Annotated in this window: 24 protein-coding genes and 1 pseudogene; 8 read left to right on the top strand and 17 right to left on the bottom strand. The window is 42.0% G+C overall.

Annotated features, from left to right (window positions below):
- Positions 1–37 precede the first annotated feature (37 nt).
- The 4 genes from ABID29_RS00610 to ABID29_RS00595 all read right to left on the bottom strand — a co-directional run bounded on the left by ABID29_RS00610 (position 38) and on the right by ABID29_RS00595 (position 4,566).
- Positions 38–1,246, bottom strand: coding sequence for an LPXTG cell wall anchor domain-containing protein (locus ABID29_RS00610; protein WP_354363687.1), 1,209 nt, complete (start codon positions 1,244–1,246; stop codon positions 38–40).
- Between the two features lie 1,270 nt (positions 1,247–2,516).
- Positions 2,517–2,672, bottom strand: a complete 156-nt coding sequence (locus tag ABID29_RS00605) for a YSIRK-type signal peptide-containing protein (protein WP_354363685.1) — start codon at positions 2,670–2,672, stop codon at positions 2,517–2,519.
- A 221-nt stretch (positions 2,673–2,893) separates the two neighbouring features.
- Positions 2,894–3,817 (bottom strand): serine hydrolase domain-containing protein, encoded by a 924-nt coding sequence (locus ABID29_RS00600; RefSeq protein WP_354363683.1) that lies wholly within the window; start codon positions 3,815–3,817, stop codon positions 2,894–2,896.
- Positions 3,814–4,566 (bottom strand): CppA N-terminal domain-containing protein, encoded by a 753-nt coding sequence (locus ABID29_RS00595; protein WP_354363682.1) that lies wholly within the window; start codon positions 4,564–4,566, stop codon positions 3,814–3,816. The genes ABID29_RS00600 and ABID29_RS00595 overlap by 4 nt, the downstream gene beginning before the upstream one ends.
- A gap of 300 nt (positions 4,567–4,866) precedes the next feature.
- Here ABID29_RS00595 and ABID29_RS00590 point away from each other — a divergent pair, with 300 nt between their 5' ends.
- The gene (locus ABID29_RS00590; protein ID WP_354363681.1) at positions 4,867–7,164 is read left to right on the top strand and encodes a Xaa-Pro dipeptidyl-peptidase; all 2,298 of its coding nucleotides are present in this window, start codon (positions 4,867–4,869) and stop codon (positions 7,162–7,164) included.
- A gap of 16 nt (positions 7,165–7,180) precedes the next feature.
- A complete protein-coding gene (locus ABID29_RS00585) occupies positions 7,181–7,480 on the top strand; it encodes a YbaB/EbfC family nucleoid-associated protein (protein ID WP_354363680.1) in 300 nt (99 codons plus the stop codon).
- Positions 7,481–7,900: 420 nt separating this feature from the next.
- Here the strand turns inward: ABID29_RS00585 and ABID29_RS00580 are convergent, their stop codons facing one another.
- Positions 7,901–9,103 (bottom strand): transglutaminase domain-containing protein, encoded by a 1,203-nt coding sequence (locus tag ABID29_RS00580; RefSeq protein WP_354363678.1) that lies wholly within the window; start codon positions 9,101–9,103, stop codon positions 7,901–7,903.
- A 166-nt stretch (positions 9,104–9,269) separates the two neighbouring features.
- Here ABID29_RS00580 and ABID29_RS00575 point away from each other — a divergent pair, with 166 nt between their 5' ends.
- The gene (locus tag ABID29_RS00575) at positions 9,270–10,055 is read left to right on the top strand and encodes an L-threonylcarbamoyladenylate synthase (RefSeq protein ID WP_354363677.1); all 786 of its coding nucleotides are present in this window, start codon (positions 9,270–9,272) and stop codon (positions 10,053–10,055) included.
- A 139-nt stretch (positions 10,056–10,194) separates the two neighbouring features.
- Here ABID29_RS00575 and ABID29_RS12285 read toward each other — a convergent pair whose 3' ends face one another.
- The 10 genes and pseudogenes from ABID29_RS12285 to ABID29_RS00535 all read right to left on the bottom strand — a co-directional run bounded on the left by ABID29_RS12285 (position 10,195) and on the right by ABID29_RS00535 (position 18,303).
- Positions 10,195–10,440 (bottom strand): IS3 family transposase, encoded by a 246-nt coding sequence (locus ABID29_RS12285; protein ID WP_435533136.1) that lies wholly within the window; start codon positions 10,438–10,440, stop codon positions 10,195–10,197.
- Between the two features lie 6 nt (positions 10,441–10,446).
- A pseudogene (locus ABID29_RS12280) lies at positions 10,447–10,982 on the bottom strand (IS3 family transposase); the annotation flags it as partial.
- Positions 10,983–11,260: 278 nt separating this feature from the next.
- A complete protein-coding gene (locus tag ABID29_RS00565) occupies positions 11,261–11,836 on the bottom strand; it encodes a hypothetical protein (protein WP_354363676.1) in 576 nt (191 codons plus the stop codon).
- Entirely contained in the window at positions 11,829–12,569 is a 741-nt protein-coding gene (locus tag ABID29_RS00560) for an ABC transporter permease (protein WP_168548420.1), read from the bottom strand. The genes ABID29_RS00565 and ABID29_RS00560 overlap by 8 nt, the downstream gene beginning before the upstream one ends.
- On the bottom strand, positions 12,559–13,458 hold the full coding sequence (locus ABID29_RS00555; protein WP_354363675.1) for an ABC transporter ATP-binding protein: 900 nt from the start codon (positions 13,456–13,458) through the stop codon (positions 12,559–12,561). The genes ABID29_RS00560 and ABID29_RS00555 overlap by 11 nt, the downstream gene beginning before the upstream one ends.
- A 131-nt stretch (positions 13,459–13,589) precedes the next feature.
- Positions 13,590–14,330, bottom strand: coding sequence for an SPASM domain-containing protein (locus tag ABID29_RS00550; RefSeq protein WP_354363674.1), 741 nt, complete (start codon positions 14,328–14,330; stop codon positions 13,590–13,592).
- 87 nt (positions 14,331–14,417) lie between these two features.
- Positions 14,418–15,980 carry a streptosactin export ABC transporter GggC gene (gggC, locus tag ABID29_RS00545; protein WP_354363672.1) on the bottom strand — a complete coding sequence of 521 codons (1,563 nt, stop codon included), beginning with the start codon at positions 15,978–15,980 and terminating at the stop codon, positions 14,418–14,420.
- On the bottom strand, positions 15,973–17,169 hold the full coding sequence (gggB, locus tag ABID29_RS00540; protein ID WP_354363671.1) for a streptosactin maturase GggB: 1,197 nt from the start codon (positions 17,167–17,169) through the stop codon (positions 15,973–15,975). The genes gggC and gggB overlap by 8 nt, the downstream gene beginning before the upstream one ends.
- 63 nt (positions 17,170–17,232) lie before the next feature.
- Positions 17,233–17,337 (bottom strand): streptosactin, encoded by a 105-nt coding sequence (gggA, locus tag ABID29_RS12275; protein ID WP_423191654.1) that lies wholly within the window; start codon positions 17,335–17,337, stop codon positions 17,233–17,235.
- 78 nt (positions 17,338–17,415) lie between these two features.
- A complete protein-coding gene (locus ABID29_RS00535) occupies positions 17,416–18,303 on the bottom strand; it encodes a helix-turn-helix domain-containing protein (RefSeq protein ID WP_354363670.1) in 888 nt (295 codons plus the stop codon).
- A gap of 481 nt (positions 18,304–18,784) precedes the next feature.
- Here ABID29_RS00535 and ABID29_RS00530 point away from each other — a divergent pair, with 481 nt between their 5' ends.
- Positions 18,785–19,516: an alpha/beta fold hydrolase gene (locus ABID29_RS00530; protein WP_354363669.1), complete on the top strand. Its 732-nt coding sequence runs from the start codon at positions 18,785–18,787 to the stop codon at positions 19,514–19,516.
- Here the strand turns inward: ABID29_RS00530 and ABID29_RS00525 are convergent.
- Both ABID29_RS00525 and ABID29_RS00520 read right to left on the bottom strand, forming a co-directional pair.
- On the bottom strand, positions 19,499–20,455 hold the full coding sequence (locus tag ABID29_RS00525) for a glutathione S-transferase family protein (RefSeq protein ID WP_354363668.1): 957 nt from the start codon (positions 20,453–20,455) through the stop codon (positions 19,499–19,501). The genes ABID29_RS00530 and ABID29_RS00525 overlap by 18 nt on opposite strands.
- A gap of 171 nt (positions 20,456–20,626) precedes the next feature.
- Positions 20,627–22,075 carry an NCS2 family permease gene (locus ABID29_RS00520; protein ID WP_354363667.1) on the bottom strand — a complete coding sequence of 483 codons (1,449 nt, stop codon included), beginning with the start codon at positions 22,073–22,075 and terminating at the stop codon, positions 20,627–20,629.
- Between the two features lie 260 nt (positions 22,076–22,335).
- On the opposite strand from ABID29_RS00520, the gene ABID29_RS00515 reads away from it, so the two are divergent.
- The 4 genes from ABID29_RS00515 to ABID29_RS00500 all read left to right on the top strand — a co-directional run bounded on the left by ABID29_RS00515 (position 22,336) and on the right by ABID29_RS00500 (position 26,278).
- Positions 22,336–23,148, top strand: a complete 813-nt coding sequence (locus tag ABID29_RS00515) for a Cof-type HAD-IIB family hydrolase (RefSeq protein WP_354363666.1) — start codon at positions 22,336–22,338, stop codon at positions 23,146–23,148.
- A gap of 286 nt (positions 23,149–23,434) precedes the next feature.
- On the top strand, positions 23,435–24,418 hold the full coding sequence (locus ABID29_RS00510) for a PTS sugar transporter subunit IIB (protein ID WP_354363665.1): 984 nt from the start codon (positions 23,435–23,437) through the stop codon (positions 24,416–24,418).
- 124 nt (positions 24,419–24,542) lie between these two features.
- A complete protein-coding gene (locus tag ABID29_RS00505) occupies positions 24,543–25,352 on the top strand; it encodes a mannose/fructose/sorbose family PTS transporter subunit IIC (protein WP_354363736.1) in 810 nt (269 codons plus the stop codon).
- Between the two features lie 14 nt (positions 25,353–25,366).
- The gene (locus ABID29_RS00500; RefSeq protein ID WP_354363663.1) at positions 25,367–26,278 is read left to right on the top strand and encodes a PTS system mannose/fructose/sorbose family transporter subunit IID; all 912 of its coding nucleotides are present in this window, start codon (positions 25,367–25,369) and stop codon (positions 26,276–26,278) included.
- Positions 26,279–26,308 lie beyond the last annotated feature (30 nt).

Raw genomic sequence — 26,308 nt, 5'->3', positions numbered from 1 at the left:
TCCACTTGACAGGGAGCAGTTCATACAGAGATCGGCTTTAATCTTTCCTCTTTTTATGGACAAGACCTAACAAGCCGAACAGACTGCCTCCTAACCAAGTTAAGGCTGATGGCAAGTCACCTGTTACTGGCAACTGCTCTGCCTTTTGAGGTTGAGCCATCCTTGTTGCTTGAGTCACAGCTGATTTCATTGGCGCTTCTGGTTGCTTAGGTGCCTCTGGCTTCATTGGCATTTCTGGCTGCTTAGGTGCCTCTGGTTGCATTGGCGCTTCTGACTTCTTAGGTGCCTCTGGCTTCATTGGCATTTCTGGCTGCTTAGGTGCCTCTGGTTGCATTGGCATTTCTGGCTGCTTAGGTGCCTCTGGTTGCATTGGCATTTCTGGCTGCTTAGGTGCCTCTGGTTGCATTGGCACTTCTGACTTCTTAGGTGCCTCTGGTTGCATTGGCATTTCTGGCTGCTTAGGTGCCTCTGGTTGCATTGGCGCTTCTGACTTCTTAGGTGCCTCTGGTTGCATTGGCATTTCTGGCTGCTTAGGTACCTCTGGTTGCATTGGCGCTTCTGGCTGCTTAGGTGCCTCTGGCTTCATCGGCGCTTCTGGTTTCATTGGCGCTTCTGACTTCCTAGGTGCCTCTGGTTGCATTGGCGCTTCTGACTTCTTAGGTGCCTCTGGTTGCATTGGCGCTTCTGACTTCTTAGGTGCCTCTGGTTGCATTGGCGCTTCTGGTTTCTTAGGTGCCTCTGGTTGCATTGGCGCTTCTGGCTGCTTAGGTGCCTCTGGTTGCTTAGGTACTTCCGTTTCTGGGAAGAATGGTTTTTCCTCATGCAGTTCAGGCTCAATCTTCTTCTCAACCTTTCGTGTAAAGGTCAAGGTGACAAGCTTATTATATGACTTCTTATCTTTATCCTCGTCCTCTTGTTTGAGCACATCATAGCCATCTGCACCATTCTGCAATTCTTGGATACGATCTTCCAGTTTTTTCTTATCGTAGAAAGGAGTCTCTACCTGCTGGCGACTGCCTTCATCGCCAGAAATTACTCTCAACAGGTATTTTTCTTTGTAAAATTGCAAAAGCACACGTTTGTCATTTTGAAATCTTTCCACGTAAGGATAGTGCCCAGATTTATAAGCTGTAATCGTCTCCTTTATCTTTTTTTCCAATTCTTCTGGTGTTCCATGGAAAGGATACTCAATTCTCTCTTTATCCGTGTACAAGAAAATAGTGTAAGCGCCTTCCAAAAGCCTCATCACCTGTTTCTCTTTTTCTGAAAGACCTTGTTTAGAATTTCCTAAACCTCTTGACTCAGGTGCGGGAGTAGGCTCGGGTGCTGGAATGGACTCAGGTGCGGGAGTAGACTCAGGTGCGGGAGTGGACTCAGGTGCGGGAGTAGACTCAGGTGCGGGAGTGGACTCAGGTGCGGGAGTGGACTCAGGCGCGGGAGTGGACTCAGGTGCGGGAGTAGACTCAGGTGCGGGAGTGGACTCAGGTGCGGGAGTAGACTCAGGTGCGGGAGTAGACTCAGGTGCGGGAGTGGACTCAGGTGCGGGAGTAGACTCGGGCGCGGGAGTGGACTCAGGTGCGGGAGTAGACTCGGGTGCGGGAGTAGACTCAGGCGCGGGAGTGGACTCAGGTGCGGGAGTAGACTCAGGCGCGGGAGTGGACTCAGGTGCGGGAGTAGACTCGGGCGCCGGGGTTAACTCAGGTGCTGGAGTAAACTCGGGTGCTGGAGTGGACTCAGGTGCGGGAGTAGACTCGGGCGCGGGAGTGGACTCAGGTGCGGGAGTGGACTCAGGTGCGGGAGTGGACTCAGGCGCGGGAGTGGACTCAGGTGCGGGAGTAGACTCGGGCGCGGGAGTGGACTCAGGTGCGGGAGTAGACTCGGGTGCGGGAGTAGACTCAGGCGATGGGGTAGGTTCTACCCCAGGAATATCTATACTCCTCCTCTCTGATTGCTTCCCATCTTTATACACAGCAGTGGCGTCAAGTGGCTCCCCCTTCACAAGAGAGCCTAGGGGAATAGTCCATTGTCCTGTTTTTGGATCAAGTTTAATACCATTCAACCTACCCATACCAGATAACTTCCATTCATCAGAAAATTTGGTAGCTTTAGGAAAAAGATATCCCTGACTATCTTCATCAAAGATGAAGAACCCACCAAGTTCTACTGCCACCACATCTTCATCCTCTGGAGGCGTCACAATGACAGAATCATTCTCTAATTTCAATGTTGGAGGAGCAGGAAAGGTAGTCTCTGGGTTTCTCGGTTGCTCAACAGGTCCTTCTTGTTTTTCTGGTTGCTCTTCAGTTTCTGTTTTCCCAGGTCCCTCTTGCTCTTCAACTTCTGGGCCACTGAAAGTCTCTGGGAAAGATGGCAAATCTTTAGATTCCGGTAGGCCTGGGAAAATGTTCCCATCAATAATCCCTTGACCATCGGGAAATGAGTTATGGACCCACGTCCCTTCTTTACCTACCATCGCTACCCCTCGGCTCTCAAGTTGAGGTTCGTCTAGTCCTGAATCAGTAAGTTGGATATTCGATAGCCTGCTTTTCCTCTCTTGACTCTGCCATAACAACACTTGTCCCTGTTAAAAGAAGGGTTCCGACAAGGACAGAACCTACGCCCCCTTTTAACTTGCGAAGGCTGTAGCGCTCTTTTCTATTCTTTGCTGTCACGTGATTTCTCCTTTCTTCTGTGACGACATCCCTTTGGACGACATCCCTTTGGACGACATCCCTTTGGACGACATCCCTTTGGACGACATCCCTTTGGACGACATCCCTTTGGACGACATCCCTTTGGATAAAACAATCTTAACAACTAATAGTTTAAAACAAAAAAACAGATATAGCTATCTCGTTAGAGTATTCTTTACCTGTTTTTTATCTACTATCAATTAAGAAAGGACGCTTTTAATCACATCGCGCAATTCCCGACGTTTTTCAATCCAAAGGGGCCTGTCATCATAAGCAAAGGTGCGATTGGTCAAAAAAATGACTGCTTTTTGTTGGCTACGGTTCACCATGACAAAGGGGCCTGTGTAGCCGGTATGATCAATCCAATCGCCATCCAAATTCCAGCCTAGGGTTCTGGTTTTTTCAACACTTCCATAGTTCCGCCAGAGGTCTCTCGCAAAATCATCTTTGAGGTAATGCTGACAGAAAATTTGCAGGTCGCTAAGGGTTGAAAAAAGACCCGCTGAACCACAGTGGCTGCCTAAAACTTTGGCTTTGGGATCATGTACTTCACCATCTGTGACACCAGCTACAGTTGGGACGGCCTCTCTTCGAGGCCCAAAAGAGGTTGCTGACATCTGCCAAGGAATGAAAACCCGTTCGCGGAAAATTTGGTCCAATGATTGGCCCAAAACTTGCTCCAACAGGAAACCCAACAGAATAAAATTGATATCCGTGTAGTGAAAGGAGGTCTGATCTGTCACCCTGATGCCTAGGATAGCCGTCCGCAAGCCCTCAAAATCAAGGCTATCCCGGTTTGGGATATAAGGATCAATCCCCGACGTGTGGGTCAATAGCTGACGCAGAGTTACAAAAGGGTCTGCAAAGTCTGGGAGGTAGAGTTTCAAAGGCGCATTCAGATCCAGCTGGCCAGCATTGAGCAGCTGAATCATGACCGTAGCAACACCAACCACCTTGGAGACACTGGCCAGGTCATAGACAAGGTCAGGACAGGTTGCCCGCTCCCCATCTTGAGTCCCAAGATAGAAGCTCTGCCATTGCCCCTGACGATAGACCGACAGACTCGCCCCTAAATACAAGCCCTGCTCCATCTGGCGCTCGATCTTATCCAGAATAGCTTTCATCGTCGCAAACTCAGACTTAGGCGGTTAGGGTCTTCTAGGGCGAGAAGGCGTTCTTTTTTGTCTAGAAAAACATCCAATCCCTGATTAGTTAGACCGGTTTTCAACTCAGCTAGAGCAAGGTCTGGGCTGGCCTGAATATCAAATCCTACCAAATCCCAGGTCAAACTATTATCCGCTTGTAAATCTTCCCCTTGTCCCCATAAAAAGGAAACTGGAAGCTGATCTCCAAACAGGGATTGGTAAAAGGCTTGACTACTATCTGGCTCGGGTGTTCTGATGATAACCTGGTCTAGTTTGAGCACTGTAACCCCCAAAAATACCGTTAAGGGGTTGTCAAAGCTAGGGACTGCCTCAACAGGCTCCAAGTCCTCCAAAGAGGTTTCACTGTGGAGTAAAACTTCATGGCCTTCAGGTGAAATCGCCGAAAAAGCCCAGCCGTTTTGACCGCGAAACAGTGTCTGGTAAGAGACGCCTTTGGCCAATAGAGCTTCAATTTCTTGGGAGTTAGCTACCTTAAAGACTAGCCGAACCAACTTAGAATCCCCCCTGACCTGACGCGTCCGCATAGATGGTGATTCTTCTAATGTCAATAGCACGGTCCGCTCACCATGACCACCTAAATCAATAAAGGCATTTTCTTCTTGCAAGATTTTGAGCCCTAAAACGTCCTCATAGAAAGCTAGGTTTTGGGCACGATTATTTACTTTTAAAACGGGAACAACCGTCTGGATCGTATCTACTTTTTTCATAATTCTTATTCTAAGAAAAATTCTTTTTTTTGACAAGGATTTAACGGCTCTTCCCCAGTTTTTAGCGAAATTTTCTACAAAACTGGAATAGATGACCAATGAAAACCGTAGAGCATGAACAATTCCTATTCGCAGAAAGCTATTCCCATTTGCAAGGTCTTCAAGACCAACGCCGATATTTTCGGCCCTCTAGCAAAAACACACTTTCCGGGGATAAGCGTAGTCCAATTGCACATTTTTTAGACAATTCGCCACTTATCCAGTATAATAGAAGGTGATTCTTCAAAAGAAAGGAAATTTATGCGTTACAATCAATTTTCCTATATTCAAACTCCTAAAGAAACTATGCTCAAAGAACTTGCTCAACTTGGGTTTGACTTGGATCCTACCTTATCTGACAAGGAAAACTTTGAACTCTTTGTCCGTAAAACATTTTTCAATTATCAGGACACCGACTACCCGCTATCGACCCTACTAGCCGATCCATCAACTGACCTGTTGAGCTTTTTTCAGTCAGACCAAGCCTTAACAGATGCTATTTTCTACAGAGTAGCCCTACAAATTTTGGGATTTGTCCCAGGTGTAGACTTTGAAGATCTGGATACTTTTTTAAAGGACAGTAACTTCCCCATCACTGCGACCGATGGTATTGAGCGTCTCTATCATTTGCTCAATTGTCGAAAAAAATCAGGCAATACTCTGATTGATCACCTCGTCGCTCAGGGCTTAATTCCTGAAGATAATACCTACCACTTCTTTAATGGGAAAGCCTTAGCAACCTTCACCACCCATGATTTGATTCGTGAAGTGGTCTATGTTGAAACGGGTCTAGACACCGATCAAGATGGGCTAATTGACCTCGTTAAGGTCAACATTATCAGACCACGCTATAATGGTAAAATCCCTAGCATGATGACCAATAGCCCTTATCAGCAAGGAGTTAATGAGGTTGCTAGCGACAAGGCCCTCTATAACATGGAAGATGAGCTAGCTCTTAAAGAACCTGGCACAATTCAAGTCACGGCTCCTAACCAGCCTAACGTGTTGGAAGGAACTGCTCCTAGCAAACAAGCTTTTGAAGCTGAGGAAACCTTTACCTATCAAGGACGCTTTACTACCCTAAATGACTTTTTCCTGCCGAGAGGTTTTGCCAATATCTACGTTTCGGGAATTGGGACTCTTGGCTCCGACGGCCTCATCACTAGCGGAGACTACCGCCATGTCCAATCCTTCAAAGCTGTAATTGATTGGCTCAATGGCAGAGCTGTCGCTTTTACCAGCCATCGCAGGGATAAGCAGGTCCTTGCAGACTGGTCATCTGGTAAAGTAACCACTACTGGGCTTTCCTATCTTGGAACCCTCTCTACCGCTCTCGCAACGACTGGTGTCCCAGGGTTAGAAGTGATCATCGCTGAGGCAGGTATCTCGTCTTGGTACGATTACTACCGTGAGAATGGTCTAGTCGTCAGCCCAGGTGGTTATCCAGGAGAAGATTTAGATAGTCTGGCAGCCCTCACCTACTCCAAAAGTCTACAAGCAGGTGATTTCCTCAAAAACAAGGCTAAGTACCAAGCCTTTATGACAGACCTGTCTCAGGCACTGGACCGTCATTCTGGGGACTTCAGTCAATTCTGGCAGGACCGTAACTACCTCCCTCAAGTCAATCGTATTACCGCTGAGGTCGTTTATACTCATGGCCTTCAAGACTGGAATGTCAAACCCATCCATGTCTACAAGGTCTTTAAGGCTTTGAATCCTCAGCACCCCAAGCATCTCTTCCTCCATTTAGGAGAGCATGTTTACATGAATAACTGGCAGTCCATTGACTTCAGGGAGAGCATGAATGCCCTCCTTAGCCGAAAACTTCTGGGTTATGACAATCATTACCAACTGCCCGAACTGATCTGGCAAGACAATACCGCCAGCCAAACCTGGCAAGTCTTAGACCATTTTGGTCGTGATAAATCTATCAGCCTATCTCTAGGACAAGGCCAGATGAGCATCGCCAACCACTACCCCGAAGAAACCTTCACGCGCTACAGCAAGGACTTCAATAGCTTCAAGCAGGACCTCTTTACCGATCAGGCTAATCAAGCAACTATTGATCTGACGTTAACAGAGGATTGCTGGATCAACGGCCGAGCCAAGCTCAACCTTCGCCTAAAATCCAGTACCAACAAAGGTTTCATCTCTGCCCAGCTCCTGGATTACGGGCCAGCCAAGCGAATCACTTCAATTCCGATGCCACTCATTCCTAGAGCCATGGACAACGGTCGAAATTTTGTGCAAGAGGACCTGCGCGAATTGCCTATGCCTGAGACCCCTCATCGTGTGCTAACCAAGGGCCATCTCAACCTGCAAAATCGCAAAGACCTTATGACCATTGAAGCTGTTCCTGCTGACAGCTGGCTAGAAGTGAGCTTTGAACTCCAGCCGACCATCTATAAGTTGAAAAAAGGTGACACCTTGCGTCTTGTCATCTACACAACTGACTTTGAGCACACCATTCGTGACAACGGCGACTGGACGATTGACTTAGACTTAGAGCAATCCAGTATCCAGCTCCCAATCGAAAATGAACACTCTTACCAACTTTAAAAGGAGAACAATCCCTATGATGAATATGAATAATATCATGAAACAAGCCCAAAAACTCCAAAAACAAATGGAGAAAAGCCAAAAAGAGCTCGCTGCAACACACTTTACTGGTCAATCCGCCCAAGGCTTAGTCACTGCAACTTTCTCAGGTGACAAGCAACTGCAATCCATCGATTTTAAACCTGAAGTGGTTGATCCAGAGGACCTTGAAACCCTGCAAGACATGACTCTACAAGCTGTTAACGACGCTCTCCAGCAAATCACCCAAGCAACCGAAAAAAGCATGGGTGCCTTCGCAGGAAAATTGCCGTTTTAAAACCTGTTATCAATCAAAAAGTAGCAGACAGTTAAAAGTTAATGAACGTTTAGATTAAGCTAAGAGAATCTTAATTGGTCTCACTTTCCAATCTGAGACTGAGCAAGAACTTTAATCATCAAAAAAGCCTTAGAATCCAGTTATTGAAAACCGCGATTCTAGGGCTTTTCCTTGTATTCTCCCACCTCCAAAAAGCATTGGATAAGTAAGAGATTCACAATCTAAGTACGGAGGGTTAAATGCAGCTACTAAAGCATCCCCCTATCAATCAGACAACAAAACCACTCCATATCCCAAAGTTTCCATTTTTACATGTGACCAATGGTCATAGCCCTTGTTGCTTCAACGGTCCTCCTGATCAGTAGCATGGCAACTCCAAATAACCTTCACAAGTGAAATAGAGCCAAGTGCCAATATCTCTTAAGCCCCTATCAACTTCACACTAATCACATAGGTATAGTCGTCATAGCGAAATTCAAACCCCTGATAATGAGGAAGTCCCATCAGATAATGATGGAGATAGGAATCCTGGGCCTCTAAATCTGCTACCGCTGCCTTAAAAAATTCACCATTGGCAAACTGAACCTCTACTGTATCTTGACTCGTTTGACCTAATTGCTGGGCTATTCTTGCTCCAAGAACTTCTTGGCTGTAATCTTCAAAATAATTTCCCTGAAGCGCAAAATAGTTATAACCTGTGTCTGCTATATCAGGATAGGTAATCTCCTGGCCTGCCGCCTGCCAAAAGCTTCCCCAAGGCTTGTGTGTCGCTTCAAAGATAGTTTTTGGAGTACAAAGATAGGCGTAATTGATGGTTTCCATGGGCTGGTCAGCAACCCTAGACTCAAACACAGGATCGCCCCAAGTCACATCGACGGGATAATACTGGCCGTCAATCTGGACCAGGTTCCAGGCATGATCTTCTTCATAAGCAGCAATATCACCCACCACATAAATCGATTCAATCCCAGCCTTCTGGCAAAGGAACTGAAAGGCTCTGCTATAGCCTGCACAGACTGACAAACGATCGACTAAAACGCTCCGCATGCTCTGGCTCTGGTAGGCAAGTTCGTCATTTTCCAGAGCTTCTGTATGGTAGTCTGTTTGGTGGATGATGAACTCATAGAGGTATTTCACCTTGTCGTAGTCACTACCATCTGGCATCCCAGCGATAACCTGATCTGCTAATGCCTGCAACTCCTGATAGGTATCTTTCACACCGGCAGGATAACGGTGATAACTCAAATCGAGTTCTGAAGTCTCTGTCAACCAATAAAAGTCAGGAAAGTCATAAGCTACCGCTAGGTAAATTTTTGAAAGAGTGTCAGTATCTCTTATTCTTGTTTCTACCGTAGGGGCAAAGTTCTCAAAACTTTCAACAATGCGGATATAATCCGCCTTCTCCTCCGTGTTCAATTGTTGATAGTAAAACCGTTGGCCAAAGCGGGCTTCTCCGTCTTGAATCACTGCTGCATTCTCCGCCGAATCTCTCTTCAGCTGCGCTGTTAGCTGCTTTCTCACCTGGGCTTGCCTAAACTCCGATAAGGATTTCTCCAGTTTAGGATAGGCGATTGCCCCCACGAGCACTAAACCAAGTATTACGAATCGAACCAACTTCTTCATGACTTCCTCCTTGATTCCACCTATTATACCATTCTTGAAGTTGGAAGACCAACGGCACAAACTTTTTCTAGTTTTTTCGTTTCTCTCTCTTGCTTTTTTGCCTTTTTTTGGTATAATATGAATTATCTGAAAATTTAGTTTTTTATTTGTTTGAAGGAGAAAAAAGATGACGAAACAAATTCATTGGGATGGCCAACTGTCACAAGAAGGCTTTGAGATTATTCGTGGAGAGGGAGGCGTCATTGTCTGCCCAACTAAGGTGGGCTACATTATCATGACCGCTGATAAGGCTGGCTTGGAGCGCAAGTTTGATGCCAAAGAGCGCAAACGTAATAAACCGGGGGTGGTTCTGTGTGGCAGCATGGATGAGCTTCGCGAATTAGCCCAGATGACACCAGAAATCGACGCTTTCTACCAAAAGCACTGGGATGAGGATATCCTGCTCGGTTGCATCCTCCCTTGGAAGCCTGAAGCCTATGAGAGGCTAAAAGCTTATGGCGACGGCCGTGAAGAGCTGATGACAGATGTCCGTGGCACCTCTTGCTTTGTCATCAAATTCGGTGTGGCTGGTGAGCAGATTGCCAAAGAAATGTGGGAAAAAGAAGGCCGCATGGTCTACGCTTCTTCTGCCAACCCATCTGGTAAGGGCAACCGCGGTAAGGTCGAAGGTATCGGGGAGCGTATCGCTTCTAAGGTGGACCTCATCATCGAAGCCGACGACTACGTGGCTTCTATCCAGCCAGACAAGACCATTGAAACCCGCTACGAGCAAGGGGTTATGGTCTCCATGGTCGACGTAGACGGCACACTCATCCCCGAACAAGGTAAAGACAGCCGCTCTATCGAACCTTGCCCAGTCGTGATCCGCAAAGGCCTTGACATCGACAGAATCATGATGCACCTATCTGACCACTTCAACTCCTGGAACTACCGACAAGGGGAATACTACTAAATTATAACCAACCATTAGACGATGGGTTATGACTTGTTTCACACCTGCGGAGCGAAACCAACTTAACGTTACATAAACCAAAAGAGGCTGGGACATATTGAACTGCACCCTGTCAAGTGGACAATGAAATAATAAAAGATTAAGCAACGGCCTTGTTCCTCATTTCAAGAGGGGCAAGGCCGTTGTATTTCTCTTGAAATCGTTCATTATTGTAAAAATAGATATAGTCATCAATATCAGTGACCAATTCCTCAAATGTCTTGTAAGTCTTCAAATCATACCATTCCGTCTTAAAGTGACCAAAGAAACGCTCAATTGGCACATTGTCAATACATTTACCAGCTCGTGACATAGAGCGTGTCATCTGATATTGGGGCGTTACCATCCGGTATTCCCGTGAAGTGTATTGACTTCCTCTGTCGCTGTGGATGATTGGTGTGGCATCTGGATGAGCTTCCATAGCCTCTCCATAACAAGAGGATTGTCATTATGCTTACTGATATGGTACGCCACGATAGAGCCGTCATAAAGGTCTTTAATAGCACTTAAATAAGCCTTACAACCTCGTCCATACTGCAAGAAGGTCACATCTGTACACCATTTTTGATTAGGTGACTGAGCTGTAAGCTCTCGATTAAGAATGTTCTCTTCGATAGTCACAAAGCTGGTCTTGGTGCAATAGCCTCTAGAACGACGGATAACTGATGAGATACCAAGGATACGCATTAAGCGACGAATTCGCTTCTTGTTATAAGTTGTCCCCAGTTTTCGATTAACAAATCGTGTCATTCGACGATAGCCTAAAATTCCCTTATGTGTTTTGTGTAAGTCTTTGAGTGTTTGGAGTAGGTCTTGATTTGTCTCCTCAGATGTAGTCTCTTTGTGATTGAGCCACTTGTAATAGCTGGAACGAGATACTCCAAGCAATTGGCATAACTGGCTAATAGAAGCTTCACTAGGCTTATCGGAATAATCTTTAATAGCTTGAAATTCTTCCAAGTAACGTCCAAGCTTCCATCCACTGCATCTTGTTCGTCAGGCTAACATACAAAGAAGAGGATAGGAGTTTTTCCCAACCTCAGGCCTGAGCCTTGAAATAAGATAGCGAAGACGAACGCTTTTTCGTTTGTTGGAGTTCTTTTCCACTCCCATAACCTTCGTATGCTGAAATGATACACTTTGAGCGTATCATTTAAATCTCGAATCTAATTCAAAAAGATATCCAACAAATCTGCATAGCTAGCAAATGAAGTTGGAAATACTAGGCCTGAATAAAATAACATAATAGTATTAAATAAATTTAATAAGACCGAGATTCTTTTAAAACGTTCAGTTAACTTAATTGTCAAGACATAAATCACCAAAAATGAAATACAATTAAGTGCTGTAATTACCATCAGACCGACCATATCTAAAGAAGGAATAGTGAATTTCTTATAAAAAAATGGGTAAGATAATAAAATTGAAATTGAAAATATAAATGTTGACCAGATAAAATAGGTTAATGAACGGGTGATATAAATCATTATTGGAGTATATCTTGTTGTCCTGATATTTGTATATTGATTGGTTCTAATTTCATATTCCAACTCCTCATTAGCAAGTAACATTATATTAGTTATCGAATAATAAATAAAAAAATGGATTAAATTTATCGAGCTATCCCTATCGAAAATAACAATAATGCCAGTAAGAAAAATCAAAGAATAACTAATTTCACAAATACTATCAAATAGGTATCGAACTTTATAATTAAAATATCTTCTCATTTCACTAAACATGGAAAAGGCTCCCTCTTTTTTTAGCTATTTTCAGTAAAAAAACAAATAGTAAAGTTCCAACAGACCAATATATAGCACCATAAATGATAATTAAAAATACACTCTGATATGAAGAATAAATGATGAAATTTCGCAAGGTATAATAAGGGAAGAGTTTCCCTATCTCCCTCAATATGCCACTTAGTGGCGCTAGTATGCCAGTAAAGTATAGCATAAAGTAAGAAATTAATGATGTAATGCTAGATGTACGATTAAAAATAAAACAGAGACTGGATAAGCAAAAACCAAAGCCATACATGCTAATAATGCTTAGCATACATGCAGCGATACTCCCAACTAATTTAAAAAAATCATCTGGAAAATTAATATGATTAATCATGGATAAAACAATAAAGATAGGAATTGCTTTGACAAAATCTACCAATATTTGAACTATGATTTTAACCATTAATACATGTAAAATACTTTTACTGCTCTGAATGATGCTTATCAGAGTACGATCATAAAGGTCATCTTCAATAAAGAATGTTGGATGTGTAATAGCATGACTTGTAAAGTACCAAGTAAATAGTAAACATAATAACAAATACTTACTCTGTACATCTTTAAAGTATTGGAGATAAGCTGAAACCATTATTAGGATTCCAAAATTTGCAAAAAATAAATTAAATTTAAACTGTATCATCTCTTGCAGCTGTCGCTTCAACTCCCTCCTTATTTCTTTAATCATGATTAATAACCTCATACAATATTTCTTCAATACTTTCTTCAATTTCTTCAAAAAATATAATATTAAAATTATTGAAGATATGATTTTTTATATGACTTTCTTTCACTTCAACAATTAATCTCTCATTGTCTACATGATAAGATAGCTCGGGAAATTGTTTTTCAAAGGACTCTTTCTCAAAGTATGAAATGCCAATTCTATATTTAGTCCACCTATTATTTTTTCCAAAAATTTCTGAGAAACTGCCTTCTTGCTTTATTTCTCCTCTATTCATCACGCAAACTCTTGTTGAAATCTCTTCTGCAAAATATATGTCATGTGTAGTCATCAGAACTATGGTTCCTTTTTCTTGGCTTAGGGCCATTAATAATTTTGCAAATTGTTTTTTTGCAATGATATCTAAACCATTTGTAGGCTCATCTAAACACAAGACTTTTGGATTGCAAAGAAGAGCAATAATCAGAGACAATTTTTGTCTCGTTCCTTGTGACAATTCAGATACCAATATATTGGCGTAGGCATTAAAGTCAAGTATTTCAAATAAATTCTCTAAATCCTTCTTAATCTGATTCCGTGAAATTCTATTCAAGTGCAAAAAATAGTCAATGTTTTGATTTGCAGTTAAATACTCATAGTACCCCCTACCGCTTTCTAAAACAAATTTGACATCCTGATGAACAGCTACTGAATCATTACTATTGCCAAAAACAAAAACATTACCTGAATCTTGTAACATTAGACCCGAGATAATCTTTATCAAAGTGGATTTACCCGCACCATTAGCACCTACTATAGACACGACTTCTCCTTTATCCACTTCAAATTTTGGTATATTCAGTACGATTTTACCATGGAAACTTTTTTTGATGTTGTAAACTCCAACCTCACTCATTAATAATTACTCCTAGTGATATTAGATTTTTTAAAATCGTATTTTCAATCTCAAATACATCTTCTTTTTTGATTTTATATTTTCTTAACAGAAGCGTTTGAAAATTAGGCTCAAACCTAATAAACCAATTTTTACTTATTTGCATGTATGATATACCTCTTATCATATTCTCGTTTCGAAACAAATGCCATGGCATAGCAACCTCCACCACAATCTTTAAAAAGTTTGCAATCCTTACATTTGGTATCATCTGACCAAGTAGTTCTATTTAATCTGTCTGCGCCAGAACTCCACACTAATTCAAAATCATTAGTAATCAAATTTCCCATTAAATGAGTTTCATCATGCAAAAAAGGACATGGATATACATCTCCATGCATATCAATCTCAAACTCTGTTTTTTGAGTTGGACAATAAAGTGGTGAATTATATTCAACTCCGTGCTTAATTGCAAGTGACCATGGATGACAAAACGGTGATGTTAAAAATTTCATACCTTGATGGCTAAATTTCATTATTAAATGATTGTAATAATCAGCATATTGTTCATCCGATACTAGTAATCTATTATGAATAGAAAAAATAGAAGATAGTTGGATGCGTCGCAAGCCTTGCTTATAGCAAAAATTAATCATTTCATCCAGTTCGTGAATATTTAGAGAACTGATAACAATATTGACCAACAATTTCTGATAGTGCTTCCTCAAACAATCTTTAACAAAAGAACATATTTGTTCTAAAGGGTTTATATCAATCTGATTTGGTCTAAGTTTATCAAAATTTTCAATTGAATCTATACTAATTTGAATAGAAGAAAATTTATCCAAATTTGAAAGAATATCTGATTCTCTCTCGTGTATGATATAAGTCACCCACTACAGTTGACAATGAGCCCTCTTTATTAAACTAACTATATCTTTCTAAACTAGGTTAAAATTTATCATAAATTTTAACTTATTCTATTCACCAAAGGTAGGAAATTTAGATAAATCAATTACTTTATCATATCTAGCTAATATCTCGTCATCATAATGATGAATAACTTCCACTAAGGTCTGTGGGATGGACAATAAAATATTTGAAATTTGGCTAGCATTTTCCTTATCAAGATTCGATTTGACTTCATCAGCTAATATCAGCTCATTATCATGGTACAAGCTACGCGCAATTTCTAAGCGTTGCTTTTCACCTCCAGAGAGTTTATCTGCATGAAGAATTTGACCCCTTAAAAAGGCTAGATTCACTCGATTAAGAATATCATCCATTTTAGCATCATCGAATGCTTCACCAAGAGTGATATTATCTTCCAGTGATAGCCCATCAAAAACATAGGACTCTTGTAAAATATAAGAAATTGATTTAGCAATTTGTTCCTTTCCTAAGGTCTGTCCAGCATAAGTTACTTTCCCTAAATCTGGCGATATTTCTCCATAAATCATATTCAATAAGGTTGACTTACCACATCCACTGGCGCCAACTAAAGCAATTTTCTCACCTTTTTTGATTTCAAATGACAGATTTTCAAAAAGCAATTTATCTTTAAAACTTAAACTAAGCTTATCGCATACGATAGGGAAAAGGGAGATCGAGGGTTGTTCATTGGTTTCTACATTATCATCTTCAAGTAAATAGGCATACTTTTCTCTAAGTTGCTTAGTTGACTTATAAGTATTGATAAAATACGACAGTTCATTAAATTGATAACCAATATTATGAGAAACCAGATAAATAGCAACAAAACTAGCACCAGAAAGATAATGATAATAAGTCATCATCCCGCCAATAATAATAGGAATGACCGAACAAAAAGCATCAATGCTATTGATTATCATACTATTCAGAGTTCGTTGCTGCTCGTATCTAATATCCTGTTCAACCCTTGTCAACAAAGATGTCATAAAACGAGAAAAGAAAAAATCCCTGGCATCGTAATTTTTTAGAACTCTCTCACCACCAATAATATTAGTTACTTGTGAAAGGTAATTCTGATTAGACTTAGATTTTTGCTCAGAAATTTGGTCTAAGGCTTTGCTACCAATACCACTACAAAGTGCAGGAACAGAATAAAAACAGATAAACACTAAGCCCAGCCAAAAATTGGTAGCTAGGGCATATATCATAGAAACAGTCGTAAAACCTAGCGATGAAATGATAATAACTGCAGGTTCAAGATAAGAAGTTTCTAATTGTTTAACATCATTTTCAAGATGAGATAAAATATCTTTGCTATCCCTGTGTTTATTATAAAGAAAATGCCCAAAGAGTTTGCATTTCATGGTCAATGTAAAATCAGCCACTATTCTCGCATAATAATAACGTTTTCCAGCTAGTCCAATAAGGAGGATTAAATTTCCAAAAATTCCCACAGCAAGAGCCAACCATAACTTATCAAGAGATCTCTTTTCAAAACTCGCCACAATCATTGATACTAAGGTCGGTGTGATGATAGCCTCTAGCCAAGTTATACCGATAAAACTAAAATACAAGATTAAATACTTTTTTGAAATGAATTTATTAAGCATATCTGATAAACCTTTCCAAATTATTCACTAATTTTGATAAAGTATCCTTATCCTTACTTAGCTCAATGATCTTATAAACACAGCATTCCATCAAATCTTGTTTTTTACACTCTATAAATGTAGCTTTCTCTGATATTATTGGTGAATACCCTTCAATCATGTTCGCCACACATTCCATGCACATTCCCTTACACCAACATTCTTTGCACTTAGAGAAATTCTCTTTATTATTGAACAGTGAGACTTTATCACTATTGTGAGTCCCCCGAAATCTAAAACAAGATTTGAATGTTCCATCTACATCAAATGTCATAGTAGTTTCTGGATCAATATCATCACAGAATGATTCAGTCTTACTTTTAAAAATCATTGAAAGTAAAACATCGTATACTATGGGGCTAATATAGTTTTTTACGTTATTATTGATAATATCCTCGAGAGACTGTTCGATAAATCGTTTTCTATTGTCTAAAGTCATCTCCATTTCTTTAACTACAAGAACTTTATTTTTACTGAATACATTATTTATATGAAATCTAACATCCATATCTGTGAAATATTTATATATGACTTCTTTTGGATAACCAAGTTTTTGGTGCATGCGCGTATAAGTTGAAGCAACCTCAAAATTTTCATAATCTATTTTTTTTAAATACTCAATAAACTTCAAAGTTCGTCTATGACTCCCCTTACCTCTTAATTTATCATGAATCAGCTGTGGACCATCAAGACTGACAGTCAAGAAAGGGTGATATCTGTCAATCATCAATTTAACTTTATTATTTAATACTGTACCATTGGTAACTGTCTCAACTTTCTTAATCTCAATTGTTTTTGAGAGTTCTTCAATAAGATAAACAAATACATCAATATTTAAAAATGCTTCCCCTCCAAAAAGTATTAATCTTTTTATACATCGAATCCCATTGTTATTGATTTGTTCAATAATTTTGTTTGCAGTAGTAATTTCCATGAGCTGATTTGTCATTCCATAATTACCACCATCAGCATAACAATATACACATGAAAGATTACAACTATTTGAAACGTTAATTACTACTTTTCTCAAAATACTGCGATCATTTTCTTTATTAATCTCGATACCACATTCATCTGAAGAAGTTGAAAGAGTAAAGTTTTCGGAATTAAAATAATAAGTGTCGGACTCTGTTATAAATGTCTTTAACATGTTACTCTCCTATCAAAAAGAGAGGGAATATAAATCCCTCTAACAATAAAAGCAAGACGGGGATTATCCACCTCCACCGCAAGAATGACTAGGACCACAATCATGAGCAAGATAGCTTGATTTATTGATCAGTAATTCTTCCAAATCGATAATTTTTAAATTATCCATCTTAGTGTCCTCCTCTATTTGATAACAGGATTATAGCATTTCTATCTTTGAGCGAGATTACTTTCCCATATCTGCTGACTAGTCATTTTCAGATAAAACTTTTTCTAAATGCCCTTCATAAGTCTTTGCTAAATGCCCTTCATAAGTCTTTGCTAAATGGTCACTTCCTGCTAATTTCATTGCAGCGATACACTTTCTCATTTCAATAATAGCTTTACAATCCTTCTCTTTTTTATGGTGATACAGATGTTGTGCATACTGAAATACCAATCGCTCATAAATTTCAGTCTCGGTGAAAAAGCATTGATTTAGCTGTTTTTCAAAATAGAGAGCATCCAGAAATTTTCCTCTCTCAACACATGTGATATATCCATTTAATAACATTGATGAGATTAATCGTCTATTATTTGGAATTTCTTTATAGAAATCAGAACGTCTTGACATTTCTCTCGCTAAAACTATGAAAACATCGTGGTTTAGAACATCTAAAGTATTTGAAAAAATTAACAATTCATAATAACCCCAATATTCCACACTAAAAAGATAATCAGTGAGATACGATAAATCATCATTAGAATAATATGGTTCACCTGATAAATCTTGTAAACGAATTTTCAATAAAATCATATTGAGTTGATAAAATTTCCCCCTTTTATTCTCCGATTCCATCTGTGAATATAGAATCTTTTTCATGCCTTCAACATCATGATTAGATACAAAATGGCGTACCTTTGACAAGATTTCGTTAAGTTCATCACGGTGAAAATCGTAAACGGCATACATAAATTCATCAATTGACATGTTAATCTCATCCAAGATGAGCATAAATTTTGAAATGGTTAAATCAGTCTCCCCTTTCTCAAAGCGAGAGAGCTGAGACGTTGATATACCAGCCTTTGCAACATCTTTTAAGCGTAGTCCTCTAGATTCTCGAAACGTTTTAAAAATTTCTCCAAATTTTTTCATCATACACCTCCAATAAGCATATATGGGAATATTTTTTGATTTTTAACATTTTAGCATAAAATAGAAAAAAACAAGAGGTATTTCACATGAAAAATCAAAAACTACTACCTTTATTGTTCCTACTCTTTGAGGGAATTATTATTATCGTTGTTGGCTAGCATTAGAAAGTTTGTCACTGAAGTGCGTACTTTTTCATAAAAACGAGACCGGGCAAAAATAATTGAGAGACAAAGACTTTTGTCACATCCTCAAAAACCACACAGTGATTCGTTCATCTTGATTATTTTCAAGACAGGAATCTCTGGGTGGTTTCTTTTTGAAGCAAGTTTTTCCCCAGCCTCATTTGAGCTGTGCGGGGGTGAGAGTGAAACGATCTGGGAAGAGAGTGTTTCAGCCCCAACCTAGAAATACGAGAGTGAGGGAAATCGAACCCTTCAGGTTACCGATTTCTGTCCACTCCCTTTTATGCTATAATCATACTATGAAACACTATTATTTTTTAACAGGTGGCGGAGCCAATCGCTTTGATGCTGCGGATCTGGTGCATTTTTTAGGCAAGGAGGTCTCCGTCATCGAATTGCCTGGGCATGGCCTTGAAAGAGAGCAAATCGTCTCTAGTCTAGAGGAGTTAAAAGACTGGTTTACAGGAAAAATCGATGCCACAAGCGATGGTGTCCTCATCGCTCATTCTATGGGGGCCAATCTCGCTCCTTACTTGGCAAAAACATGTCCCTCAATCACAAGCCTCATCCTACTGGACGGGGGCTATTATGACTTTGACCAGATTCTTCCCCTAGAAGAGGAAGTGATTGAAACCCAGTCCTATTTTGACCAAATGGTCTTCGAACGCCAAGAAGACTACCGCAATCTCCTAAAAGAAAATGCTCCCTACTGGTCAGACCATTTAGAAGCAGCTGCAAAGGAAAGCCTTAGGCTTGAAAACAGCCGCTACTGTCTCAACATCAACCAGACCAGCTTCTTTCACTTACTTCGTTTGCAGCGGGAATGCCAGGGAACTTTGGCAGACCTAACTTGTCAAACCCTCCTCATCCCTCAGACCTTGGATTGCCCCGCATGGAAAACAAACATGCTACAAGCTGTGCCAAGCCCTATTGTCATTGACAGACAGATCCAATGTGGCCACAGTCCCCACACAGAAAAACCTGAGCAAACAGCCCAGGTTATCCTCGATTTTCTAGAGGCTCCAATCTAAATCAGGGCCCAAAGGCACAATCCCATTTGGATTGATGGTCTTGTGGCTGCCATAGTAATGTTGTTTGATATGGTCAAAATCCACTGTCTCACCTATGCCTGGCAAGTGGTAGATCCGCTTGGTATAGGCCCAGAGATTGGGATAGTCTGTCAAGCGCTTCAAGTTGCATTTGAAATGGCCAAAATAGGCCGCATCAAATCGCACCAAGGTCGTAAAGAGACGGATATCGGCTTCGGTCAACTGATTTCCCACCAGGTAATCATCAACAGCCAGACTGGTCTCCAATACATTTAAAGCTTCAAATAGTTTAGTTAGTTCCTCTTCGTAAACGGACTGTTGGGTCGCAAAGCCAACCTTGTAGACGCCATTGTTCACGTTATGGTAAACAAATTCATTGATTTCGTTGATTTCATCTAGGAGATGCGCTGGAGCGTAGTCTCCTTTTTTGGCGCCAATTTCATCAAAGGCACTATTGAGCATGCGGATAATGTCGGACGACTCATTGCTGACGATTGTATCCAACTGTTTATCGTACAAGACTGGCACGGTTACGCGTCCTGTATAAGTGGGATTGACATGGGTATAAATCTGGTGGAGGTAATCCGCCCCTAAAATCGGGTCTGCAATGACCCCTGCTTCCTCTTCAAAGGTCCAGCCATTTTCCAACATCAAGGGATGAACAACTGAGACCGAAATCATATCTTCTAGGCCCTTCAAGGCACGAAGAATCAGGGTACGGCTAGCCCAAGGACAAGCCAGAGATACATAAAGATGGTAACGACCAGCCTCAGCCTTAAAACCACCCTGGCCTGTTGGCCCAGGTGAACCATCTGCGGTAATCCAATTGCGAAACTGAGGACTTGTCCGTTCGAAGCGACCACCCGTTTTCTTGGTGTCATACCACTGATCCACCCATTTCCCTTCTACTAATAAACCCATAGTTGCCTCCTTCTTTTCTTCTATATTATCACTAGCTATTGATTTTTTCAAGCAATTCTACTCTGCTTGGTTCGCAAAAGAAGCAAAGATGATTCAACCAAGGCAAACAAATGAGCCGCATCCCAATCTAACAATTAAGGTGCGGCTCAAGTATCCATATGCTTTCTAGAGTTACAAAATGGCTAAAATGACAAAGTTTACAATGAAGAGGAAGGTAGCTCCCCAAAGAATTGGATGAACCTCCTTGGTCTTCCCAGTCGCTACCTTAACCAAGCAGTAGAAGATAAAGGCTACTGCAATCCCGTAAGAGATAGAGTAGCAAAGGGCCATGAAGAAGGCAGCAAAGAAAGCTGGAAGCGCGTCATTGAAGTCAGACCAATCCACATCAAGGAAAGAAGAAACCATCATAACACCCACGATAATAAGGGCTGGTGCAGTCGCTGCTGCTGGTACAATACCAATAATTGGCAACAGTAAAATAGAGGCTAAGAAGGCTAGGGCAGTTGATACCGCAGTTAAACCCGTCCGCCCACCTTCTGCAATACCAGCTGCAGATTCCACGTATGTGGTGGTATTAGAGGTTCCAAAGAGAGCACCGATTGACGTTCCAATCGCATCCGCAAAGAGGGCGCGGTCCATTTTAGAAGAGAAACCAGTCGATTCTTCAAGAGCAGCCTCATCTTCAGCCGAGAAGATGCCTGTTTTACGACCAGTTCCGATAAAGGTCCCCAAGGTATCAAAGGTATCTGACAAGGAGAAGGCAAAGATGGTCATGAGAACGAGCGGCAGGCGACTAGCATCCGAAAAGAGTGAAGCCATACCTCCAAAAGCAGCTAAGAAGGTCGTCCCTAGTTCTCCAAAGGCAGAGCCGATACTGTTGTTAAAGCTGATCGTTGACACATCCACCACACCCATTGGTATACCTAGAAGTGTTGTCGCAACGATACCAATCAAAATTGCACCACGAACATTTTTAATCACCAAGACAGCTGTCAAGAAGAGTCCTAAAACCGCTAAGATAACCGACGGCTGAGTGAAGGTTGAAATGGCTGGCACCACGCCACCATTAGCAGCGATAGAAAAGACACCCTGAGACAGGTCTGCTGCTTCTGGCGCTGCACCATTAATCGTCACGATATTATCCGCTGATAGTGAGAAATCGATGATATTGGCATTTTTAAACCCAAGATAGGCAACAAAGACACCGATACCGCCACCGATAGCATGTTGGAGGCTGACTGGAATCGCCTTGATAATGCTCTTACGCACGCGCGTTACGGTAATAAAAATATTGAAAAGGCCACAGATGAAGACCATTGCGAGAGCTTCCTGCCAGCTAAACCCAAGGCCAAATACAACCGTGTAGGTAAAGAAGGCATTGAGACCCATACCTGGGGCAAGGGCATAAGGAACATTAGCGAACACCCCCATAATTAAGGTTGAAATCACCGTTGCAATGATGGTCGCCAGAAAAACTGCCTGAGTTGGCATCCCTGCAGCTCCTAAAATGGCTGGGTTGACGAACAAAATATAACTCATGGCAAAGAAAGTTGTCAGACCTGCCATCAGCTCTGTTGAAACGGTTGTCCCGTGTTCTTTTAGTTTAAAAAAGGTTTCCATTTGGGTAATAAACTCCTTGTTTACGAATGATAAATAAATTATAAGTTATTTTGTTCGATATTTCAAGACCTTTATCCGATAAAACAAAAGAAAACGTTCTCTTTGAAAACTTCAAGATCAGAATACTTCTACTCCTGCTTGAGCTACTATTGATTGCCACCTTTCTCTAAACGAACAGATGAGCAGCTCTGCTATTCCCCTATCCCAAAACTCCCATAATCGGTTTGGTATTTTAGACAGAATGTGCTACAATAAACCCTATGAAGAAGAAATTAATTGCCATTGATTTAGACGGAACCTTGCTCAACTCTGCTAGTCAAATTTCAGAGTTTTCCAAGCAAATTCTCAAAGACATTGAAAGTCTCGGCCATACAGTTGTCATCACAACTGGCCGCCCTTTTCGCATGGCCCATCATTACTATAAAGAACTAGGCATGACCGGGCCTATGATCAACTTCAATGGGGCCCTGACCCATATTCCTGGTCAAAAATGGGCCTTTGAACACGAGCGCCTCCTCGATAAGGCTGTCTTTCTCGATATTGTCAAACGTGAGGAAGACTGGCAGGCTGATTTTATCGCTGGAGAATACCGGAAATCCTTTTATGTGACCCACACCAATCGTCACAAGATTGCACCCGAACTCTTTGATGTTGAAACCATTGAGGACGGGTCAGAGCTCAAAATCGATAAGATTACCAAGTCTCCCAATGTCGTCCTCATGCAGACCCGCCATCAGGATAAATACGCCCTCGCTGAAGAAATGGAAGCCATCTACCCCAATCAGCTAACTGTCAGCACTTGGGGCGGTCCGATGAATATCTTAGAATGCGCACCGGAAGGGGTAAACAAAGCTTACGCCCTCAAGCAACTGTTAAAAAATCTCAATATGGATCGCTCCCAGCTAATTGCTTTTGGTGATGAGATGAACGACGATGAAATGCTTGCCTTTGCTGAGACAGGCTTCGCCATGCAAAATGCCAATAGTGACCTCCTTTCCTTTGCTGACCAGCAGATCGAGTGGACCAATGACCAGGACGGTGTGGCTAGGCAACTTCAACGGCTGTTTCTTTAAGAAAACGAGCGAGAAACAATCGCACTCTGACGAACGACCGATGATGTCGTTCGTTTTTCTTTTTGCCTAGTGTCCTATCCCAATTTAAAGCGCCAACACTCCCCATTTATTTTTTATTTACTGACATTTTTCTCATTTTTTACTAATTTTTGGTAAAAGTTTGGTGAATTTGTTATAAAAAATTGAAAAATCATTGACATTTACCTGAAAGCGCCTTATACTTGAAGATGTATTTTTAAAGGCAAACAACCTTTAAAAAACAAAAATCATTAAGGAGGAGTCAATAATGAGTATCGGAATCATTATTGCAAGTCATGGCGAGTTTGCTGCAGGCATTCATCAGTCAGGTCAAATGATTTTCGGCGAGCAAGAAAAAGTCCAAGTTGTGACATTCATGCCAAGCGAAGGTCCAGATGATCTCTATGCTAAAATTGCAACTGCTATTGACACATTTGATGCTGATGATGAAATTCTAGTCTTGGCCGACCTTTGGAGCGGGTCACCATTCAACCAAGCTAGTCGTGTTATGGGCGAACGTCCAGAACGCAAATTCGCTATCATCACAGGTCTCAACTTACCAATGCTGATTCAAGCCTACACAGAGCGCTTGATGGACGCAACTGCTGGTGTGGCACAAGTTGCTGCCAACATCATCAAAGAATCAAAAGACGGTATCCGAGTACTGCCTGAAGAATTGCAACCCGAAGAGGTCGTTGCTACTGCCGTAGCACAAGCCCCTCAAGCTGCTATTCCAGAAGGAACAGTCATCGGTGATGGCAAATTGAAAATCAATTTGGCGCGTGTCGACACTCGTCTCTTGCACGGTCAGGTAGCGACAGCCTGGACACCAGATTCTAAGGCTAATCGCATCATCGTGGCATCTGACAAGGTTGCTGGTGATGAATTGCGTAAACAGCTGATCAAACAGGCCGCACCAAACGGTGTGCGTGCCAACGTTGTCCCAATTCGCAAATTGATCGAAGCGGCTAAAGACCCACGTTTTGGGGATACCAAGGCCCTTATCCTCTTTGAAACCCCTCAAGAAGCTCTGGAAGCCATCAAAGGTGGGGTGCCAATCGAAGTTCTAAACGTTGGTTCAATGGCCCACTCAACAGGTAAAACTCTGGTCACAAATGCCTTGTCAATGGACCAAGCAGACGTGGCAACCTTCGAAGAGTTGCGTGACCTTGGCGTGAAATTTGACGTCCGCAAGGTGCCAAACGATTCTAAGAAAGACCTCTTTGACTTGATTAAGAAAGCCAAGTTGTAAAAGAGTGACCGTTTAGAAAATCTCTCCCGCTTGATCTATCATCAAGGGGTGAGCCAGTACATCTCACATCATCATACTTGATTCCTAGAGATGTTCACTAAAAATATAAAAGAAAGAAGAATCTATCATGGATATTTCATTGATTTCTGCTATTTTGGTCGTGATCGTGGCCTTCTTAGCTGGTATGGAAGGGATTCTTGACCAATTCCAATTCCATCAACCTATTATTGCTTGTACCTTGATCGGTCTTGCAACTGGTAACTTGACTGCCGGTGTTATGCTCGGTGGTACGCTTCAGTTCTTGGCTCTTGGTTGGGCCAATATCGGTGCTGCGGTAGCTCCGGATGCGGCGCTTGCTTCTGTTGCGGCGGCCATCATCTTGATGAAGGGTGGCGACTTCTCACCTGCTGCGATTTCAGTCGCTGGTGGTATCGCCATTCCTCTTGCTGTTGCTGGTCTGTTCTTGACCATGATTGTTCGTACTATCTCTGTTGGTTTGGTACACGGTGCGGACGCTGCTGCTGAGCGTGGCGATTTCGCTGCGATCGAGCGTCTCCACATCATCGCTCTTTGCTTGCAAGGCTTACGTATTGCTATCCCTGCTGCTGCCCTTCTAGCTATTCCTGCTGCTGCTGTTCAAGCTGCTCTTGAAGCTATGCCTGACTGGTTGGTAGGCGGTATGCAAGTCGGCGGTGGTATGGTTGTAGCCGTTGGTTTCGCCATGGTTATCAACATGATGGCAACCCGTGAAGTGTGGCCATTCTTCGCCCTTGGTTTTGCCTTTGCAGCCATCAACGACTTGACCTTGATCGCCCTCGGTGCTATCGGTACTGCTCTTGCCTTCATCTACCTCAACTTGTCTAAAAAAGGTGGTAACGGCGGTGCAGTTTCTGGCTCTGGCGACCCAATCGGCGACATCTTAGAAGATTACTAGAAGGGAGAACTCTCATGACTGAAAAATTGACGTTGACAAAAGCTGACCGTCAGAAAATCTGGTGGCGTTCTCAATTCTTGCAAGCCTCATGGAACTATGAGCGGATGCAAAACATGGGTTGGGCCTATGCTATTATCCCAGCTATCAAAAAACTCTACACTAAAAAAGAAGACCAAGCCGCTGCCCTTAAGCGCCACATGGAATTCTTTAACACCCACCCATACGTGGCTGCACCAATCCTCGGTGTAACCCTAGCCCTTGAAGAAGAGCGTGCTGCTGGTGCTGACATCGACGACGCAGCGATCCAAGGGGTGAAGATCGGTATGATGGGACCTTTGGCCGGTATCGGTGATCCTGTCTTCTGGTTTACTGTTCGTCCAATCATCGGTGCCCTCGGTGCCTCTATGGCTGCTGGTGGCGATATCCTTGGTCCAATCATCTTCTTCGTGGCTTGGAACGCGATTCGTATGGCCTTCCTCTGGTATACCCAAGAGTTTGGTTACAAGTCTGGTAAGGAAATCACCAAAGACATGTCAGGTGGTCTTCTCCAAGACATCACCAAAGGAGCATCAATCCTTGGGATGTTCATCTTGGCTGTTTTGGCCCAACGTTGGGTTAGCATCGGCTTCACAACTGTTGTTGCCCGCGTTCCTCTAGATGAAAAAGCTTATATCCACTGGGACAAATTACCAGAAGGTGGCGAAGGGATTCGTCAAGCCTTTGAACAGGTTGGTGCTGGACTATCACAAACTCCTGAGAAGGTCACCACCCTTCAAGACAACTTGAAGGGTCTGATTCCAGGCTTCATGAACGTCTTGTTGGTCTTCCTCTGCATGTGGTTGCTCAAGAAAAAAGTTTCACCAATCACCATCATCATCGGTTTGTTTATCGTTGGTATCTTAGCACGTGTAGCTGGTATCATGTAATCCTCAAAGAGAGTGAGACAAAAATCGGTA

It is taken from the genome of Streptococcus rupicaprae (assembly GCF_040545225.1).
GTDB classification, from domain to species: Bacteria; Bacillota; Bacilli; order Lactobacillales; family Streptococcaceae; genus Streptococcus; species Streptococcus rupicaprae.
The sequence above is the reverse complement of the archived record's forward strand: the minus strand, read 5'-3'. Positions and strand labels throughout refer to the sequence as shown.

Coding starts and splice junctions, on each gene's coding strand:
- ABID29_RS00610 (WP_354363687.1), bottom strand. CDS start 1,246: ATGAGGCTTTTGGAAGGCGCTTACACTATTTTCTTGTACACGGATAAA.
- ABID29_RS00600 (WP_354363683.1), bottom strand. CDS start 3,817: ATGAAAGCTATTCTGGATAAGATCGAGCGCCAGATGGAGCAGGGCTTG.
- ABID29_RS00595 (WP_354363682.1), bottom strand. CDS start 4,566: ATGAAAAAAGTAGATACGATCCAGACGGTTGTTCCCGTTTTAAAAGTA.
- ABID29_RS00590 (WP_354363681.1), top strand. CDS start 4,867: ATGCGTTACAATCAATTTTCCTATATTCAAACTCCTAAAGAAACTATG.
- ABID29_RS00585 (WP_354363680.1), top strand. CDS start 7,181: ATGATGAATATGAATAATATCATGAAACAAGCCCAAAAACTCCAAAAA.
- ABID29_RS00580 (WP_354363678.1), bottom strand. CDS start 9,103: ATGAAGAAGTTGGTTCGATTCGTAATACTTGGTTTAGTGCTCGTGGGG.
- ABID29_RS00575 (WP_354363677.1), top strand. CDS start 9,270: ATGACGAAACAAATTCATTGGGATGGCCAACTGTCACAAGAAGGCTTT.
- ABID29_RS12285 (WP_435533136.1), bottom strand. CDS start 10,440: ATGGTAACGCCCCAATATCAGATGACACGCTCTATGTCACGAGCTGGT.
- ABID29_RS00565 (WP_354363676.1), bottom strand. CDS start 11,836: ATGTTTAGTGAAATGAGAAGATATTTTAATTATAAAGTTCGATACCTA.
- ABID29_RS00555 (WP_354363675.1), bottom strand. CDS start 13,458: ATGAGTGAGGTTGGAGTTTACAACATCAAAAAAAGTTTCCATGGTAAA.
- gggC (WP_354363672.1), bottom strand. CDS start 15,980: ATGCTTAATAAATTCATTTCAAAAAAGTATTTAATCTTGTATTTTAGT.
- gggB (WP_354363671.1), bottom strand. CDS start 17,169: ATGTTAAAGACATTTATAACAGAGTCCGACACTTATTATTTTAATTCC.
- gggA (WP_423191654.1), bottom strand. CDS start 17,337: ATGGATAATTTAAAAATTATCGATTTGGAAGAATTACTGATCAATAAA.
- ABID29_RS00535 (WP_354363670.1), bottom strand. CDS start 18,303: ATGAAAAAATTTGGAGAAATTTTTAAAACGTTTCGAGAATCTAGAGGA.
- ABID29_RS00530 (WP_354363669.1), top strand. CDS start 18,785: ATGAAACACTATTATTTTTTAACAGGTGGCGGAGCCAATCGCTTTGAT.
- ABID29_RS00525 (WP_354363668.1), bottom strand. CDS start 20,455: ATGGGTTTATTAGTAGAAGGGAAATGGGTGGATCAGTGGTATGACACC.
- ABID29_RS00520 (WP_354363667.1), bottom strand. CDS start 22,075: ATGGAAACCTTTTTTAAACTAAAAGAACACGGGACAACCGTTTCAACA.
- ABID29_RS00515 (WP_354363666.1), top strand. CDS start 22,336: ATGAAGAAGAAATTAATTGCCATTGATTTAGACGGAACCTTGCTCAAC.
- ABID29_RS00510 (WP_354363665.1), top strand. CDS start 23,435: ATGAGTATCGGAATCATTATTGCAAGTCATGGCGAGTTTGCTGCAGGC.
- ABID29_RS00500 (WP_354363663.1), top strand. CDS start 25,367: ATGACTGAAAAATTGACGTTGACAAAAGCTGACCGTCAGAAAATCTGG.